The 17266-nt window shown below is 70.0% G+C and carries 16 protein-coding genes; 7 read left to right on the top strand and 9 right to left on the bottom strand.

The window, feature by feature from the left end:
• Nucleotides 1–113 precede the first annotated feature (113 nt).
• Nucleotides 114–887 (top strand): adenylate/guanylate cyclase domain-containing protein, encoded by a 774-nt coding sequence (locus ACFW16_RS28620; RefSeq protein ID WP_380311566.1) that lies wholly within the window; start codon nucleotides 114–116, stop codon nucleotides 885–887.
• Between the two features lie 6 nt (nucleotides 888–893).
• On the opposite strand, the gene ACFW16_RS28615 is transcribed toward ACFW16_RS28620, so the two are convergent.
• The 4 genes from ACFW16_RS28615 to ACFW16_RS28600 all read right to left on the bottom strand — a co-directional run bounded on the left by ACFW16_RS28615 (nucleotide 894) and on the right by ACFW16_RS28600 (nucleotide 5402).
• Entirely contained in the window at nucleotides 894–1688 is a 795-nt protein-coding gene (locus ACFW16_RS28615; RefSeq protein WP_380311564.1) for an ABC transporter ATP-binding protein, read from the bottom strand.
• Nucleotide 1689: 1 nt separating this feature from the next.
• Nucleotides 1690–2610 carry an ABC transporter permease gene (locus tag ACFW16_RS28610; RefSeq protein ID WP_380311562.1) on the bottom strand — a complete coding sequence of 307 codons (921 nt, stop codon included), beginning with the start codon at nucleotides 2608–2610 and terminating at the stop codon, nucleotides 1690–1692.
• A 199-nt stretch (nucleotides 2611–2809) separates the two neighbouring features.
• Nucleotides 2810–3775 (bottom strand): ABC transporter substrate-binding protein, encoded by a 966-nt coding sequence (locus ACFW16_RS28605; RefSeq protein WP_380311560.1) that lies wholly within the window; start codon nucleotides 3773–3775, stop codon nucleotides 2810–2812.
• Between the two features lie 124 nt (nucleotides 3776–3899).
• Nucleotides 3900–5402 (bottom strand): aldehyde dehydrogenase family protein, encoded by a 1503-nt coding sequence (locus ACFW16_RS28600; RefSeq protein WP_380311558.1) that lies wholly within the window; start codon nucleotides 5400–5402, stop codon nucleotides 3900–3902.
• 186 nt (nucleotides 5403–5588) lie between these two features.
• Here ACFW16_RS28600 and ACFW16_RS28595 point away from each other — a divergent pair, with 186 nt between their 5' ends.
• Nucleotides 5589–6287, top strand: a complete 699-nt coding sequence (locus tag ACFW16_RS28595; protein WP_380311556.1) for an iron-containing redox enzyme family protein — start codon at nucleotides 5589–5591, stop codon at nucleotides 6285–6287.
• 158 nt (nucleotides 6288–6445) lie between these two features.
• Entirely contained in the window at nucleotides 6446–7255 is an 810-nt protein-coding gene (locus ACFW16_RS28590) for a class I SAM-dependent methyltransferase (protein WP_380311554.1), read from the top strand.
• Between the two features lie 116 nt (nucleotides 7256–7371).
• Here ACFW16_RS28590 and minE read toward each other — a convergent pair whose 3' ends face one another.
• The 5 genes from minE to ACFW16_RS28565 all read right to left on the bottom strand — a co-directional run bounded on the left by minE (nucleotide 7372) and on the right by ACFW16_RS28565 (nucleotide 10933).
• Nucleotides 7372–7650: a cell division topological specificity factor MinE gene (gene minE, locus ACFW16_RS28585; RefSeq protein WP_380311552.1), complete on the bottom strand. Its 279-nt coding sequence runs from the start codon at nucleotides 7648–7650 to the stop codon at nucleotides 7372–7374.
• Nucleotides 7647–8462, bottom strand: coding sequence for a septum site-determining protein MinD (gene minD / locus ACFW16_RS28580; protein ID WP_380311550.1), 816 nt, complete (start codon nucleotides 8460–8462; stop codon nucleotides 7647–7649). The genes minE and minD overlap by 4 nt, the downstream gene beginning before the upstream one ends.
• Before the next feature lie 23 nt (nucleotides 8463–8485).
• Nucleotides 8486–9202 carry a septum site-determining protein MinC gene (gene minC, locus ACFW16_RS28575; protein ID WP_380311548.1) on the bottom strand — a complete coding sequence of 239 codons (717 nt, stop codon included), beginning with the start codon at nucleotides 9200–9202 and terminating at the stop codon, nucleotides 8486–8488.
• A gap of 302 nt (nucleotides 9203–9504) precedes the next feature.
• Nucleotides 9505–10206 (bottom strand): RluA family pseudouridine synthase, encoded by a 702-nt coding sequence (locus ACFW16_RS28570; protein WP_380311546.1) that lies wholly within the window; start codon nucleotides 10204–10206, stop codon nucleotides 9505–9507.
• A 148-nt stretch (nucleotides 10207–10354) separates the two neighbouring features.
• Nucleotides 10355–10933 carry a histidine phosphatase family protein gene (locus ACFW16_RS28565; protein ID WP_380311544.1) on the bottom strand — a complete coding sequence of 193 codons (579 nt, stop codon included), beginning with the start codon at nucleotides 10931–10933 and terminating at the stop codon, nucleotides 10355–10357.
• 116 nt (nucleotides 10934–11049) lie between these two features.
• On the opposite strand from ACFW16_RS28565, the gene ACFW16_RS28560 reads away from it, so the two are divergent.
• The 4 genes from ACFW16_RS28560 to ACFW16_RS28545 all read left to right on the top strand — a co-directional run bounded on the left by ACFW16_RS28560 (nucleotide 11050) and on the right by ACFW16_RS28545 (nucleotide 17235).
• Nucleotides 11050–11928, top strand: a complete 879-nt coding sequence (locus ACFW16_RS28560) for a polyphosphate kinase 2 family protein (RefSeq protein ID WP_380311543.1) — start codon at nucleotides 11050–11052, stop codon at nucleotides 11926–11928.
• 7 nt (nucleotides 11929–11935) lie between these two features.
• Nucleotides 11936–13201, top strand: coding sequence for an FAD-dependent oxidoreductase (locus ACFW16_RS28555; protein WP_380311541.1), 1266 nt, complete (start codon nucleotides 11936–11938; stop codon nucleotides 13199–13201).
• A gap of 42 nt (nucleotides 13202–13243) precedes the next feature.
• The gene (locus ACFW16_RS28550) at nucleotides 13244–15553 is read left to right on the top strand and encodes a glycoside hydrolase (RefSeq protein WP_380311596.1); all 2310 of its coding nucleotides are present in this window, start codon (nucleotides 13244–13246) and stop codon (nucleotides 15551–15553) included.
• 92 nt (nucleotides 15554–15645) lie between these two features.
• On the top strand, nucleotides 15646–17235 hold the full coding sequence (locus tag ACFW16_RS28545) for an ABC transporter substrate-binding protein (protein WP_380311539.1): 1590 nt from the start codon (nucleotides 15646–15648) through the stop codon (nucleotides 17233–17235).
• Nucleotides 17236–17266: the final 31 nt, after the last annotated feature.

The following is a 17266-nucleotide window of genomic DNA, read 5'->3' as shown; positions in this document are numbered from 1 at the left end:
CCGTATCCGGCGGTTGGGATTTTGTCCGTTCGTTCGCATTTTGTTCCCAATGGGCTCGCGGTCACGCCGCGGCTGCGGTATGATCCGGTCCCAACGCGTTGCGAGACCGATTCATGCCCCAGCCGGAACGCCGCCTGACCGCCATCCTCTGCGCCGACGTGGTCGGCTATTCGCGGCTGGTCGGGCGCGACGAGACCGGCACTCTGGCCCGGCTCGACGAAGCCCGCGGCATCCTGCGGACGGCGATCGAAGGGCAGGGCGGTCGCGTCTTCAACCTGGCAGGCGACGGGCTTCTGGCCGAATTCCCCAGCGCGTTGGCCGCGGTGCAGGCCGCGATCGTGGCCCAGGACAGGCTCGGTGTCTGGGCCGAAGGCCAGCCTGAGGACGACCGCATGCGGCTGCGCATCGGCGTCAATCTCGGCGACGTGGTGGTCAGCGGCGGCGATCTGCTGGGCGACGGCGTCAATGTCGCGGCGCGGCTGCAGGAGGTGGCGGTGCCGGGCGGCATCTGCCTGTCCGGCGCGGTCTATGAGCAGGTCCGCAGCAAGATCGAGACCGGCTTCGCCGATCTCGGCCCGCGGTCGATGAAGAACATCGCCGATCCGGTGCGGGTCTATGCCCTGCGGATCGGGCCGGGCGCGCATCGGATGGACCGGACGGCTTCGCCCGCCGCGGTCCCGCGGCCCGGCCGCGAGATCTTCGACCGGCTGCGCCGCCGGTTCCTCGGCGCTCTCGTCGTCGTGACCGTTCTGCTGATCATCAACCTGATGACCAACCCCACCGACCTCTGGGTGCAGTGGCCGGCGCTCGGCCTCGGCATCGCCGTGCTCCTGCCGGTGATCCGCCACCTGCTCTGGGGCCGGCCGCTGGACGCCGACGGCAAATAGCAGATCTCAGGCCAGCAGCAGGGCGTCGTCGTCGAGCTGCTCGCCGCGGACCTTGCTGAACAGCTTCAGCAGGTCCGGCACGTCCAGGCCGCTGCGGTCGTCATTGGCGACGTCGAAGGCGACCCGGCCCTCATGCAGCATCACCGTGCGGCTGCCGTGGTCGAGGGCGTGGCGCATCGAATGGGTGACCATCAGCGCCGTCAGCCTCTGCTCCTCGATGATCTTGCAGGTCAGCCGCAGCACGAAATCCGCGGTGCGGGGGTCGAGCGCCGCGGTGTGCTCGTCCAGCAGCAGGATCTTCATCCCGGCCAGCGTCGCCATCAGCAGGCTGACCGCCTGGCGCTGGCCGCCGGAGAGCAGGCCCATGGAATCGCCCAGCCGGTTCTCCAGCCCCAGTCCAAGCACCGCCAGCTTGTCGCGGAACACCGCGCGCCGTGGCCCGTCGAGCGAGGCGGCGAGGCCACGCGCCCGGCCGCGGGCATGGGCCAGGGCCATGTTCTCCTCGATCGACAGCCCCTCGCAGGTGCCGGCCATCGGATCCTGGAACACGCGGGCGACGAGGCCGGCCCGCTTCGGCGCCGGCCAGCGGGTGACGTCGACGCCGTCGATCTCGACCCGCCCGCGCTCCGCCACAGCGTCGCCGCTCAGCACGTTCAGGAGGGTCGACTTGCCGGCGCCGTTCGAGCCGATGACGGTGACGAACTCGCCGGCCGGGATGGTCAGGTCGAGCCCGCGCAGGGCCCGGTTCTCGAGCGGCGTGCCGCGGCCGAAGGTGACATGGACGTCCTGGACTCGGATCATCTCAGGCGCTCCGCCGGAACAGGGTCTTCAACGGGTTGCGGACACCCGGCAGCATCAGGGCGATGCCGACCAGCACGGCGGTCACCAGGTTGAGGTCCGAGGATTGCAGCCCGAGCCAGCCGGTGTTCAGCGCCAGCGCGATGGCGATGCGGTACAGCACGGCGCCGATCACGCAGGCCAGCAGCATCATCACGATCGAGCGGGTGCGGAAGATGGTCTCGCCCAGGATCACGGCGGCGAGGCCGCTGACGATCGTGCCGGTGCCGACGGTGACGTCGGCGAAGCCGGCGGTCTGGGCGAACAGGGCGCCGGCCAGCGCCACCAGCGCGTTCGACAGCGCCATGCCGACATAGATGTGCAGCGTGGTCGAAATGCCCTGCGCCCGCGCCATCCGCGAATTGGCGCCGGTGGCGCGCATGGCCAGGCCGAATTCCGAGGTCAGGAAGCGGCCGAGGGCCAGGCCGACGACCAGCACGATGATCGCCAGCACCACGACCTTCAGCGTCGCCCGTGCGGGCAGCCCGGTGCCCTCGATCACCGGCGACAGCCAGGCGAACAGGTTGATCACCGTGTCCTGGTTGATCAGGGCGACGTTCGGCTTTCCCATGATCCGCAGGTTGATCGAGAACAGCGCGATCATGGTCAGGATGCTGGCCAGCAGGTGCAGGATGCCGAAGCGGACGTTGAGCCAGGCGGTGACCAGGCCGGCCAGGGCACCGGCCGCCACCCCGACCAGCGTCGCCAGCACCGGGTCGAGACCTCCGACGATCAGCGTGGCGGTTGTGGCGGCGCCGAGCGGGAAGCTGCCGTCGACGGTGAGATCGGGAAAGTTCAGCACCCGGAAGGACAGGAACACCCCGAGCGCGACCAAGGCAAAGATCAGCCCGATTTCGATCGCGCCGAGAAAGGCGAACAGACTCATCGACACGTCCTGCGGAGCGGCCGACGGCGGCCGCGGACACGAGAAGGCCCCGATATACGGGCTCCGGCCGGATCTGTCATGTCCGGACGGCCCGATCGGGGCGCGAACGCGTAGGTTGGGTTCGCCTTGGCGAACCCAACACCTCGCCGGTCATGACGACGATGTTGGGTTCGCGGCCGCGAACCCAACCTACGGGAGGTCAGTTGATCACCTTCTTGGCGCGGCTCAGCACCGCCTGCGGGACGGTGACGCCCATCGCCGCGGCCGATTTGGTGTTCACGAACAGGTCGGTGCCGCTGGCGTTCTTGACCGCGATGTCGCCGGGCTTCTCGCCCTTCAGCACCCGGGCCACGACCGCGCCGGTCTGGCGGCCGACCTCGAAATAGTCGAAGCCGACCGAGGCGATGGCGCCGCGGGAGACACTGTCGGTGTCGCCGGAGAACACCGGGATCTTGTTCTCGGTGCCGACCGCGATCACCGCCTCGAGCGCCGAGACGATGGTGTTGTCGGTCGGCACGTAGATCACGTCGACCTTGCCGACCAGGCTCTGCGCCGCGCCCTGGACGTCGGCCGATTTGGACGCCGCAGCGGTGACGATCTCGACCTTCCACTCCGGCGCCATCTCCTGCAGCGCCGCGATCAGCGCCGCCGCATTCGCCTCGCCCGGATTGTAGGGCACGCCGATGGTCTTCACATTCGGCACGATCTCCTTGATCAGGTTCAAGTGGTCGGCCAGCGGAGACAGGTCGGAGATGCCGGTGACGTTGCCGCCCGGCTTGTCCAGGTTCTTCACCAGCTGGGCGCCGGCCGGATCGGTGACCGCGGTGAAGACCACCGGGATGTCCTGGGTCGCCGCGACCACGGCCTGGGCCGAAGGGGTGGCGATCGGCACGATCACGTTCGGGTTCTCGCCGACGAATTTCTGCGCGATCTGGGCGGCGGTGGCCGGGTTGCCCTGGGCCGATTCATACTGGAAGACGAGGTTGTCGCCGTCCTTGTAGCCGGCTTCTTCCAGCGCCTTCTTCACGCCGTCGCGGGCGGCGTCGAGCGCCGGGTGCTCGACGATCGCGGTGACGGCGACCGTGACCTTGTCGGCGGCGACGGCGGCCGAGGACAGCAGCGCCAGCGCCGCGCCCGCAGCCAATGCCAAACGGCTGATATGCATGAGGAGCCCCCCGTGTTTGTCTCCCCGGCTGACGTCGCCGGGCGTCTGTTGCGCATTAGCGCAGGCGGCCGGGGACCCGTCAAGGAACCGCCGCCCGCCTGCGTTTTGTCGGATTTGTGAGCCGCTAACCCAGGTCGAAGACGATGCCCTGGGCCAGCGGCAGCTCGCGACTGTAGTTCACCGTCGCGGTCTGCCGGCGCATATAGGCCTTCCAGGCGTCCGAGCCGCTCTCGCGCCCGCCGCCGGTCTCCTTCTCGCCGCCGAAGGCGCCGCCGATCTCGGCGCCCGAGGTGCCGATGTTGACGTTGGCGATGCCGCAGTCGCTGCCCGCAGCCGACAGGAAGGTCTCGGCCTCGCGCACATCGGTGGTGAAGATGCAGGAGGACAGGCCCTGCGGCACGTCGTTGTGCAGCATCAGCGCCTGGCCGAACTCCCGGTACTTCATGACGTAGAGGATCGGCGCGAAGGTCTCGTGCCTGACGATGTCGCTCTGCGCCGGCATCTCGGCGATCGCCGGGCGGACATAGTAGCCACCCTGCGGCGCGCCGGCCGTGACCTGCTCGCCGCCGGTGACGGTGCCGCCCTGGTCGCGGGCTGCCGTCAGCGCCTTCTGCATGCCGTCGAAGGCGGCCTGGTCGATCAGCGGCCCGACCAGCGTGCCCTGCTCCAGCGGGCTGCCGATGCGCACGGCGCCGTAGGCCTGCTTCAGCGCCGGCACCAGCTTGTCGTAGACGCTGTCATGCACGAACAGCCGGCGCAGCGAGGTGCAGCGCTGGCCGGCGGTGCCGACGGCGCCGAACAGGATGGCGCGGACCGCCATGTCCAGATCGGCCGAGGGGCAGACGATCATGGCGTTGTTGCCGCCGAGCTCGAGCAGCGAGCGGCCGAGGCGCCGAGCGACGCGCGGCCCGACCTCGCGGCCCATCCGGGTCGACCCGGTGGCCGAGATCAGCGGCACCTTCGGGCTGTCGACCAGCTTTTCGCCGATGCCGCGGCCGCCGATCAGGATCTCGGCCAGGCCGTCCGGCACGCCGCCGAAGCGCTCGGCCGCCTTGCGGAAGATCGCCATGGTGGCGAGCGCGGTGACCGGGGTCTTCTCCGACGGCTTCCAGATCACCGGGTCGCCGCAGACGAAGGCCAGCGCCGCATTCCAGGACCAGACGGCGACCGGGAAGTTGAAGGCCGAGATGACGCCGACCGGCCCCAGCGGGTGCCAGGTCTCGGCCATGCGGTGGCCGGGGCGCTCGGACGCGATGGTCAGGCCGTAGAGCTGGCGGGAGAGGCCGACGGCGAAGTCGCAGATGTCGATCATCTCCTGCACTTCGCCCAGGCCTTCCTGGAGGATCTTGCCGGCCTCGATCGAGACCAGCCGACCCAGCTCGGCCTTGTGCGCGCGCAGCTCCTCGCCGAACAGGCGCACCAGCTCGCCGCGGCGCGGGCCCGGCACGGTGCGCCAGTTCAGGAAGGCGTTGGACGCGCGCTCGATCGCGGCGTCGACATCGGCTTCCGTATGCTCGCGCAGGCGGGCGATCTCGGCGCCGTCGACCGGCGACCGGACGACCAGCGTGCCGCCGGTCAGAGCGTCGGGATCGAGCCCGAGGCTGCGGATGAGATCGTGCAGCTCCATGAAACACAACTCCGGAGAACGAGAGCGCCGAAGGCGCTGATGGGCGGCATTCGTATCGTCGCCCGGTCCGCGGGGCAAGCGTAGCGGCGACGGGCAGGGGGCGCGGGATGCACCACCAAAAATGGTATTGCCTTGCAGATTAAATAGTGTTTACGATTTGTTCGTATCCCATAAATGGTGATCCGGATGGGCGCGACATTCTTCGATGTGCTTCATGCCGAGGCTGTGGCCATGGTCGTCGCGGTGCGGCAGACCCGCAGCGCCCGCAGCCTGCTCGACGGTTCGGCCGGGATCGCGACCTATGCGAACACCCTGCGCGAAGCCTATCACTACCAGCACGCGCTGCAGCCGACCCTGGCCCTGGCGGCGGAACGGATGCTGGATCACGGCCGGCACATGCCGCTGGCCCTGCTGCTGCAGGAGAAGGCGAAGGAGGTGGCGGGGCTGGACCTCCGGCTGCTGGACGACCTCGAGGCGCTCGGCTTCAGCCGGGCGGATGTGGTCACCTCGATGCCGGCACCGCCGACCCAGGCCTGGATCGCCTGGTTCCGGTTCCTCGGCCGCAGCGACCATCCCGCCGGCTTCCTCGGCGTCGCCTATCTGCTCGAATATCTCGCCGCCACCTGCGCCGGGGCGGCGGTGGACGGCCTGCTGCGCACGGCGCGGATCGCCGGCATCCGCCGGGCGCTCGGCTTCCTGCGCAGCCGCGTCGAGGCCAGGGAAGGCCATGTGCGGACGCTGGCCGCGGCGTTGCCGGCGCTCGACGATCAGGCCGAGATCGACGCGGTCCTGACTTCGGCCCGGGTGACCCGGACGCTCTATGCCGGGATGCTTCGCGCGGTCGACGGCATGTCGGCGATGCCGGCCCGTCGCGCCCCGGGCTAGCCAGCCGAACGGCCATTGTAGGTTGGGTTCGCGGCAGCGAACCCAACATCGGCCGGCCCCCGGAACTGCGTTGGGTTCGCTTACCGCGAACCCAACCTACGTCGTGTCTCTCTTTGTGATAGAAGCATGGCCCGGACAATGCAGCCGGGGAGGGATCGATGCACGAGGGCGTTGCGCTCAACCGGGCGAACTGGGACGAGCGGGTGGCGGTGCATCTCCGCTCCACCTTCTACAATGTCGACGGCTTCCGGCGCGGCGAGACCGACCTGGGGCCGATCGAGGCAGCGGAGATCGGGGACATCGCCGGGCTGCGCGTGGCCCATCTGCAGTGCCATTTCGGCATGGACACGATGTACCTGGCCCGGCGCGGCGCCCGGGTCACCGGCCTCGACTTCTCCACCCAGGCCGTCGCCGCGGCCCGGGCGCTCGCGGCCGAGACCGGCAGCAGCGCCGAGTTCGTCGAGGGCGACGTCTACGATGCGCCGCGCCTGCTCGGCGAGGGCCTCCACGACCTTGTCTTCACCAGCTGGGGCACGATTATCTGGCTGCCCGACATCGCCCGCTGGGCACAGGTGGTGGCGGCGCTGCTGAAGCCCGGGGGCCGGCTCTACTTCCTCGACGACCATCCGGCGGCGAGGCCGCTCGACCAGGCCGGCCCGGAGGCGCCGATCGTGCCGACCTACACCTATTTCGGCGGCGCGCCGTTCGAATCCGACGCACAGGGCAGCTACGCCGACCGCGACGCCGTCTTCACCCACACCCGTTCGGTCGAGTGGATGCATCCGCTCGGCGCGATCGTCGGCGCGCTGCTGGCGGCCGGGATGCGGCTGACGGCGCTGCACGAGCATGACGCCACCGCCTGGCGGATGTGGCCGTGCCTGGTGCAGGGGGCGGACGGGCTGTGGCGGATGCCGGCGGACCGGCCGAGCCTGCCGCTCAGCCTGACCATCGAGGCGGCGAAGGGCTGAGCTGCGCCGTCGAGGCTGCTTTGGGGAGGAATCCGGCCGGATCGGCTGCGCCGGGACCGGAGCGGCGTCTCACCGGGGCCTTCCGCATCGCCCCTTCTGGGTGAGGCGGGCGGCGCTCAGCCCTGCGCGGCAATCCGGGCGGGGCCCTCCGGGGTCGGGATCTCGATATCGACTTCGAGCGTGGACACCGAGTCGCCGCGGTCGAGCTTGACCTGCACCTTCTCGCGGTCGACCGCGATGTGCTTGGCGATCACCGCCAGGATCTCCTCCTGCAGGATCGCCATCAGGTCGGACCGTCCGCCGATCACCGACCGCTCATGCGCCAGCAGGATCTGCAGCCGCTCCCGCGCCACGGGGGCGGAGTTGCGCTTGGTGAAGAAGCTGAACAGGCTCATGCGACCCTCCGGCCGAACAGCTTGGCGAAGATCCCCTTCTTGTCGCTCGGGACCGTCATCTCCAGAACCTCGCCCTTCAGGCGCTTCGCCGCGTCGGCATAGGCCCGGGCCGGGGCGCTCAGCGGGGCGTTGAGGGTGACCGGCGCGCCCATGTTCGAGGCCCGCAGCACCTCCTCGCTCTCCGGAATGATGCCGAGCAGCGGGATCGACAGGATCTCCAGCACGTCCTCGGTCTTCAGCATCTCGCCGCGCTCGGCCCGCATCGGGTCATAGCGGGTCAGCAGCAGGTGCTTCTCGACCCGTTCGCCCTTCTCCGCGCGCTCGGTCTTGGAATCGAGCAGGCCGATGATCCGGTCCGAATCACGGACCGAGGAGACCTCGGGGTTGGTCACCACCACCGCCATGTCGGCGTGGCGCATGGCCAGCACGGCGCCCTTCTCGATGCCGGCCGGGCTGTCGCAGATCACCCAGTCGAACTTCTCCTTCAGCTCGCCGATGACGCGCGACACGCCCTCCATGGTCAGGGCATCCTTGTCGCGGGTCTGCGACGCGGCCAGCAGCGACAGGGTATCGATCCGCTTGTCGCGGATCAGCGCCTGCGGCAGCTTGGCGTCGCCCTGGACGACGTTGATCAGGTCGAACACGACCCGCCGCTCCGACCCCATCACCAAGTCGAGATTGCGCAGGCCGACGTCGAAATCGACGACGACGACGTTCTGCCCGGTCTGGGCCAAGGCCGCGCCCAGCGCTGCGGTGGAGGTCGTCTTGCCGACCCCGCCTTTTCCGGATGTCACGACCAAGACCTTGGCCATATTCGCTCCTCTCCTCTAATGCCTCAGTCCAGGGCTGCCAGAACCATGGCGTCGCCGTCGAGCCAAGCCTGCACCGCCCTGCCGCGCAGCTTCGGCTCCATGTCGTCCGCGGTCTTGTAGAGACCGTCGATCGCCAGAAGCTCCGCCTCGAGCTTGCGGCAGAAGATGCGGGCGCTGCCGTTGCCGGTGGATCCCGCGATCGCCCGGCCGCGCAGCGTGCCGTAGACGTGGATCGACCCGCCGGCGATGATCTCGGCGCCCGAGGCGACCGAGCCCACGACCGTGACGTCGCCCTCCGGGAAGATCACCGACTGGCCGGAGCGCACCGGCCGGTCCAGCAGCAGCGAGGCGGCGGGCCGCGCCTCGGCGGGCGGTGCGGTCGCGGCCGTGGCGCCGTCCGGCACCTCGATCATCCCGGCGGGGCGGCTGCCGGTCATCAGCGGCGGCAGGCCCCAGGCCTCGGAGCCGAGCCAGGACGGGTCGGCGCCCTCGATCCCGATCAGGCGGATATCGCGCTGCTGCAGGTCCTCGATCAGCGCCGCCAGGTCCTGCTTGCGCATCGGCAGGGCCGACAGGTCGACCACCACGGGGCGGCCCTGGAAGAACGCAGGCGAGCGCTGGATCTGGGCGTCGAGCTCGGTGAGCCAGTCGGTGATCGGCGGTTCCGGCGCCAGGACGAGCGCCATGAAGGAGCGACCACGGAAGCGGATGGCGGGGCGGGTGCGGGCTGCTGTTGTCACGGTCAGGGGCGTAGCCGGGCGCGATCCGGCCGTCAACACGGGGGTTCGGGACCATTGAACCCGGTTCGATCCGGATATGCAACAGGTTGTGGTTCCCAGAGGCCTGAGGCGCCATGTGTTGTGTCCCGATCGGTCCTGTCGCGGCCGGTTTGCGAAGCTTTCGCTGCCCGCTCCGGTGGCACGGTCATCCGGCCGGGACCTGGCAGGGGCGTCCTCCGGGAACGGCAAGCAAGCGGGAGAGCCGGGCGACTCGGAGCCGGGAGCCGATGTGTCGGCCGCAACCGCGCCGGGGTGAGAGTCGCTCAGTCGGCCGTGCCGGCACCGAAGCGCCGCAGGGTCTTGGCGAGATGGGGCGGCGGCGGCGCCTCGGCGGTGACCGGCGGCTTCTTCGGGTAGAGCGGCACCGACACGGCGCGGGCGTGCAGGTGCAGCGGCGGGGCCTCGGGGCCCCGGCCGGCGGTGCCGTAGATCGCGTCGCCCAGGATCGGGAAGCCGGAGGCGGAGCAGTGCAGCCGCAGCTGGTGGGTGCGCCCGGTCAGCGGCCGCAGCTCCAGCCAGGCCAGGCCGCCGGCGCGGCCCAGCACGCGGAAGTCGCTCTGCGCCGGCTGGCCGGCGGGATCGACCTTCATCCACCAGCCGCGCTGCGCCGACCGCTTCGCCAGCGGCAGGTCGATGCGGCCTTCATCCTCGACCGGGCTGCCCTCGACCACCGCCCAGTAGGTCTTCGCCACCCGGCCGGAGGCGAACAGCTCGCCGAGCGTCGCAGTGGCCTTGCGGTGCCGGCCCAGCACCAGGCAGCCGCTGGTGTCCTTGTCCAGCCGGTGGGCCAGGGCGGGCGGCTGCGGCAGGCCGAAGCGCAGCGCGTCGAGATGATGGTCCAGCACCGGCCCGCCCTTGGGGCCGGCATGCACCGGCAGCCCGGCCGGCTTGTCGAGGATCAGCATCAGCCCGTCGCGATACAGCAGGCGGGCCAGGATCTCGGCGTCGGTCGGGGCGGTGATCATGCCGGCGTCATCGCACCGGGAGATGGCAAGCGCAATGGGAGCAGGAGAGGTTGTCGACAATTCTGCACCGTGATTGCGATGACAGGAAGGGCTGGAGTATCTTCGGATCACTTTAAAATTATGCTGTAACAGATTGATAAAGATGATGTTAGCCTATCGACCGCCAGCCGTGCAGAAGCCGCCGGTCCTCCGCCGCGAAGGCGTAGCAATGGCCGCCCTGGCCGGCGGGCTGGTCGGCGGCGCGGCTGATCGGCCGGCCCTGCAGATGGCACAGCAGCAAAGCCCCGACCCCGCCATGCGAGACGATGGCGATGTCGCCTTCGGCCGGTGCCCGGCGCAGGACCTCGTCGACCGCGGCGACGATGCGGCGCTGGGCGTCGGCGGCGCGTTCCCAGCCGCGCACGCTCTCCTGCGGCCGCGCGAAGAAGGCGTCGGCCATCGCCTCGAACTCGAGCTTCGGCAGGTAACCGGTTGATGATCGGTCGTTTTCGCCGAGATCCTGAAGCTCCATGACCGGCAGGCCCAAGACCTCGGCGAGGATGGCCGCACCGTCCCGGGCCTTGCGCTCGGTGCTGCAGAACAGGCTGCGCAGCCGCGGCGCCCAGCGCTGGTCCAGCACCGCCCGCATGCGGGCCCGGCCGCGCTCCGACAGCGGCCAGTCCGGCACCGGCACGGCCGGGTCGATCAGCACGTCGGGATGGGTGATGAAATGGACGTGCCGGCTCATGCGGTCCCCGCTGCGGAAGGCGCGGCATCATCTCCGATTTGCCAGACCGACGAAATTCCTGCCTCGATCGTGTGCGTCGCGCCGCCTCGGCGCGCATCGATCGGGGAGGGGAACGGATGGTCAAGCTGGGCAAGCTGGCGAAGCGGTACCGGATCGAGGACGGCGACGGCTTCCGCCTGAAGGACTGGGACCCGGCGGACACCGCCTGGCTGGACGACAAAGCGGTGGCGCAGGAGGCTCTGGCCCAGAGCGTCGCCAAGCTGGCGGAGATGCAGGACAAGCTCTACGCCCAGGACCGCTGGTCGGTGCTGCTGATCTTCCAGGCGATGGACGCGGCCGGCAAGGACAGCACCATCAAGCACGTGATGTCCGGGATCAACCCGCAGGGCTGCCAGGTCACGTCCTTCAAGCAGCCCTCGACCGAGGAGCTGGACCACGACTTCATGTGGCGCACCACCCGGCACCTGCCGGAGCGCGGGCGGATCGGCATCTTCAACCGCTCCTATTACGAGGAGGTGCTGGTGGTCCGGGTGCACCCCGACATCCTGGGCAGCCAGCACCTGCCGCCGAGGCTGGTGACGAAGAAGATCTGGAAGGAGCGGTTCGAGGACATCAACGCCTTCGAGCGCTATCTGGCCCGCAACGGCACGCTGGTGCTGAAGTTCTTCCTCAACGTCTCGAAGGAGGAGCAGAAGAAGCGTTTCCTGGAGCGGCTGGACGAGCCGGAGAAGCACTGGAAGTTCCAGCCTTCGGACGTGGCGGAGCGCCAGCTGTGGCCCGACTACATGAAGGCCTATGAGGAGATGATCCGGGCCACCGCCACGCCGCACGCGCCCTGGCACGTGGTGCCGGCCGACAGCAAATGGTTCACCCGGCTGGCCGTCGCCGCCGCCATCGTCGACGCGGTGGAGGGGCTGGACCTCGCCTATCCCAAGGTCGAGCCGGAGCTGGCCGACAAGCTGCAGGCCTCCCGGGCGGCGCTGGAGAACGAATAGCCCCATCGTGAACGTCTCTCTGTCGATCGCCGTCTGCGGCTGCGGCCCGGCCGGGCTGGCCGCCGCCTGCTTCCTGCACGATGCCGGCCACCGGGTGCGGCTGCTCGAACGCTTCGCGGAGCCGCGGCCGATCGGCGCCGGGCTGATGCTGCAGCCCGCCGGCCTGGCCGCGCTGGGCCGGATCGGCGCGCTCGACGCCGCCCTGGCCCTGGGGCAGCGGATCGACAGGCTCCATGCCCGCTCCGAGCCGTCGGGCCGGGTGGTGTTCGACCTGAGCTACGCCACGGTCGACCCGGCGCTGCACGGCCTGGCGATCCATCGTGCCGCGATCTTCCACGCACTGTGGCAGGCCGTGACCGCACGGCGGATCCCGATCGAGACCGGTGTGGAGATCGCGGCCCTTGCCGCCGGCGCCGGCGGCCGGCCGTGCCCGATCACCAGGGACGGCCGCCGCCTCGACGCGGCCGACCTCGTGGTCGACGCCACCGGGGCCGGCTCGGCGCTGCGGCCGCTCGGCGGCGGCCCGGTCCGGCCGCGCCCCTATGCCTATGGCGCGGTCTGGGCCACGGTCCCGGCGGCCGGGCTGCGGCCGGACCGGCTGGAGCAGCGCTTCCGCAGCGCGCGGGAGATGATCGGCCTGCTGCCGGTCGGCCGCGTGCCCGGCGACGACGCGCCGAAGGCGATCCTGTTCTGGAGTCTGAAGGTGGCGGACCATCCGGCGCTCCTGGCCGCCGGGATCGAGCCGTGGCGGCGGCAGGTGCTGGACCTGTGGCCGGAGATCGCGCCGGTCATCGCCGGCATCGCCGATCCGGCCCAGCTGACGCTCGCCCGCTATGCCCAGGCCACCCTCCGGCGTCCCTATGGCGACCGCATCGCCTTCATCGGCGACGCGGCCCATTCCACCAGCCCGCAGCTCGGTGCCGGAGTGACGATGGCGATGCTGGACGGGGCGGCCCTGGCGGATGCGCTGGCCGGGGCCGGGACGGTGCCGGAGGCGCTGGCCGCCTACGCCGCACGGCGGCGCCGGCATGTCCGCTTCTACCAGGTCATGAGCGCCCTGCTGACCCCGGCCTTCCAATCCGACCACCGCTGGATCGCGGGCCTGCGCGACCGGACCTTCCATCCGGTCGCACGGTTGCCCTGGCTCAAACGCCGCATGATGCAGACCTTCGCCGGCCTCTCGACCGGCCCCTTCGCCGCCGCGACGCCCGCCGCCTTGGCGGGACTCGCGGACGACGGCTCTGATCGCGCACTTCGAGGTAAGATGATATAAATATCAAATGTATATGGTGTCTTTTTGAAGTGATGAGTGAGCATGATCGGACGGATGATCGACATCGTGTCGCGGGCGGCGCTTGCCGCGCTGGCGATGCTGCTGTGTGGCGGGGGCCTCCCAGTCCTGGCGGCCGACGCTGTCGTCATCGCGGCCCCGGCGGGGACGTTCCGGATCGACCCGGCGACGCTGGCGGTGTCGTTCCGGCCCGCCGGCGGGGACGAGGCGGCGCTCGCCGTGCCGGCCATGGACCCGGGACAGGTGACGGACCGGACCAGCCAGGGCTGGCGGCTCGCGGCGGGCGGCGACGCCTTCACGATCGAGACGGCGGTCGAGGGCGAGGCGCTGCGCCTGTCGATCCGGTCCGACCGCCCGGCGACCCTGGCCTGGCCGCAGACAGCCGACCCGGCGGCGATCACCGCCTATGCGATGCCCTTCGGCGAGGGCAGCTACATCCCGGCCGACGACCCCGCCTGGCTCGACTGGCTGACCCGGCGCTACGAGCCCGCCGGCCTGACCGAGCAGCTGTCGATGCCGTTCTGGACCGAGCTGCGGGCCGGCGTCTCGATCACCTGGCTGGTGGAGACGCCGTTCAACACCTGGTTCGCCGTCGTCGAAGAAGGCGGCCGGCCGCGACCGGTGCTGGCGCACGACTTCACCCGCCTGGCGCCCGGCGCACCCTATGTCGTCCGCATCGTGCCGGGGCCGGCCGACCCGCTGGCGGGGGCGAAGGCCTATCGCGCCTGGCTGCAGGCGAGCGGGGGCTTCGTCTCGCTGGCGGACAAGATCGCGGCATTGCCGGATGTCGCCCGGTTGGGCGGCGCTCCGCACATCTATCTCTGGGGCAAGGGGCCGCTGAAGCCGGAGGATGTGCTGCAATGGCGCGCCTTCGTCCGGCTGGTCCAGCAGAAGAAGGACGATCCCGGCCATCTGGCCGGCCGGCTGTGGCAGGCCTTCGATGCGGAGGGCCGCCAGGCGTTCGAGGAGGCGTTCAAGGAGGCCGCCGGCACCGGCGGCTTCGTCTCGGCCTACAGCCGGGCGGCGCTGACCCGCGCGGTCAACGACGCCCTGCGCCGGGCCGTGCCGACGGCGCCGGTCGATCCGCTGCCGGGCGGGCACGATCCGGCGGCGGAGGCCGCCTGGGCCGCCGGCCCCCTGCGGGCTGCCCTGACCGAGGCCTTCGGTCCGCTGCTGGCGCCGCCGGAGCGCTGGGGCGGCGGGTTGTCGCTCGACACCGTCGCGGCGCTGCGGAACGCCGGTCTCACCCGTGCCTGGCTCGGCGTCGAGGATTGGCGCGACGCGCTGTGGCATCCGGAGGCGGTGGCCGCCGCCAAGGCCGCCGGCTACCTCGTCGGCGCCTATGACAGCTATGGCAGCGCCCATCCGCCGGACCTGCCCGACACCTGGCCGACGGCGCAGATGGGCGCCGATCTCGCCGCCGCCGGCTATGTCGACAGGAACGGCAAGACCGTCACCGGCTTTGCCGGCCGCGGCGTCTATGCCAGTGCCGTCGCGGCGGAGCCCTATGCGAGGCGTCGGATCGCGGCCGTGGCCAAGGCGGCGGGCCTCGACAGCCTGTTCCTCGACGTCGACGCCACCGGCCTGGTGTTCGACGACTACGCGCCGGGCCGCGAGACCAGCGAGGCGCAGGATGCCGAGGCGCGCCGCCGCCGCCTGGTCTATGCCGCGTCGCTCGGCCTGGTCGTCGGCAGCGAAGGGGGCTCCGCCCTGTTCGCGCCGCAGATCGCCTTCGCCCATGGCATGACCACCCAGCCCTTCGCCTGGATGGTGCCGGAGATGAAGGACAAGGCCTCGCCCTACTACCGCGGCAACTATTGGCCGCCGGAGTCGCCGTCGCTCTACTTCAGCCCGGTGAAGCTCAAGCCGGAGATGGTGCGGTTCGTCGCCGATCCGCGCTTCCGTTTACCGCTGTACGAGATCGCGCGGCATGACAGCGTGGTCACCTCCCATCACTGGGAATACGGCTCGCTGAAGTTCTCGGACCAGCGCGAGACCACGGCGCTGCTGCAGCTGCTCTACGGGGTGCCGCCGCTCTACCACCTGAATGCGGCGGAGCTGGACCGCGACCTGCCCGTGATCGCCGCCTATGACCAAGTGTTCCGGCCGCTGCACGAGCGGGTCTTCACCCGGCCGATGACCGATTTCGCCGTGCTGTTGCCGGATCGGCTGCTGCAGCGCTCGAGCTTCGGCGACGGCACCACGGTGACGGTGAACTTCGATGCGAAGCCGCGGGCGCTGCCCGGCGGGGCGACTCTGCCGGCGCAGTCGGCCCGCATCGAGGCGGCGGACCAGCCGCCCCGGACGGTCGAGATCGGCAAGGTCGTCAAATAGGCGGATGCGACAAGTCCTGAGCGAATCCGCCTAGTCGGCGCCACGGGGCCGGCCTACGATCGCCCTCGCACGTCAAACAGGGGGTGCATCCAATGAGAACAATCCTGCGCGGCGCCGTCGCCGCGATCCTGCTCGGCTGCGCGGCACTGCCGGCCCGGGCCGAGACGCCGAAGGACACGCTGGTCCAGGCCTACCGCATCGACGACATCATCACGCTCGATCCGGCCGAGGTGTTCGAGTTCTCGACCACCGAATACGTCAACCAGGTCTATGACCGGCTGATCTATTACAACGCCCAGGACCCGGCGAACTTCCTGCCCGGCATCGCCGAGAGCTGGACCGTCGCCGACGACGGCAAGAGCTACGCCTTCAGGATCCGGGACGGGGTCAAGTTCCACTCCGGCAACCCGCTGACGGCCGAGGACGCGGCCTATTCGATCCGCCGCGCCATCAAGCTGAACCTGTCGCCGGCCTTCATCGTCGGCCAGTTCGGCCTGACCGCGGACAATGTCGACGCCATGGTCACGGCGCCGGATGCGCGGACGCTGGTGTTCAAGACCGACAAGCCCTACGCGCCCAGCTTCGTGCTGAACTGCCTCAGCGCCACGGTCTCCTCGGTGGTCGATAGCAAGGTGGTGGAGGCGAATGCCAAGAACGGCGATTTCGGCCATGAGTGGCTGAACACCCATTCCGCCGGCTCCGGCCCCTATGAGCTCGGCGGCTGGAAGCCGAATGAGAGCCTGGTGATGAACCGGTTCGACGACTACTGGCGGGGCAAGCCGGGCTTCAAGCGGATCTTCTTCCGCCATGTGCTGGACCCGACCTCCCAGCTGCTGCTGCTGCAGAAGGGCGATGTCGACATCGCCCGCGGCCTGACCGGCGAGCAGCTCGAATCGCTGAAGTCGAACCCGGACGTGACGGTGCAGGAGGTGCCGCGCGGCACCCTCTGGTACCTGTCGATGAACACCCAGACCGAGCCGCTGAAGAAGGTCGAGGTGCGGCAGGCGCTGAAAACCCTGATCGACTACCAGGGCATGGCCGACAGCTTCATGAAGGGCCTGGCGGTTCCGCATGAGAACTTCCTGCCCAAGGGGTTCCTCGGCGCCCTCGACGACATCCCGTTCAAGCTCGACGTCGACAAGGCCAAGCAGCTGCTGGCGCAGGGCGGCTATCCGGACGGCTTCAAGATCAGCATCGACGTGCCGAACGGGTCGCCCTATCTGGAGATGGCGCAGTCGATCCAGGCGACCTTCGCCAAGGCCGGGGTGGAGCTGCAGATCATCGCCTCCGACGACAAGCAGCAGACCAGCAAGGTCCGGTCGCGCAAGTACCAGACCGCGATCGGCCGCTGGGGGCCGGACTACCAGGACCCGCACACCAACGCCCAGAACTTCGGCATGAATGTCGACAACGGCGACAACCCGCCGATGAAGACGACGGCCTGGCGTACCTCCTGGGACATTCCCGAGCTGACCAAGGAGACCGAGGCCGCGGTGCTGGAGACCGACACCGCCAAGCGCCAGGCGATGTACGCGGACCTGCAGCGCAAGATCCGCGACACCGGGCCCTACGCCTTCATGTTCCAGCAGGTCGAGGCGGTCGCCGCGCGCAAGAATGTCCAAGGCTTGGTCTGGGGACCGGGGACGGAGAACGACTTCTTCTGGCAGGGGAAGAAGGAGTAGCGGCTCAGGGTGGATTCGCTCCGGCGGACCC

This window comes from Inquilinus sp. NPDC058860 (assembly GCF_042743185.1).
In the GTDB taxonomy this organism is placed as follows: Bacteria; Pseudomonadota; Alphaproteobacteria; order DSM-16000; family Inquilinaceae; genus Inquilinus.
This window is presented reverse-complemented; position numbering and strand designations above follow the sequence as displayed.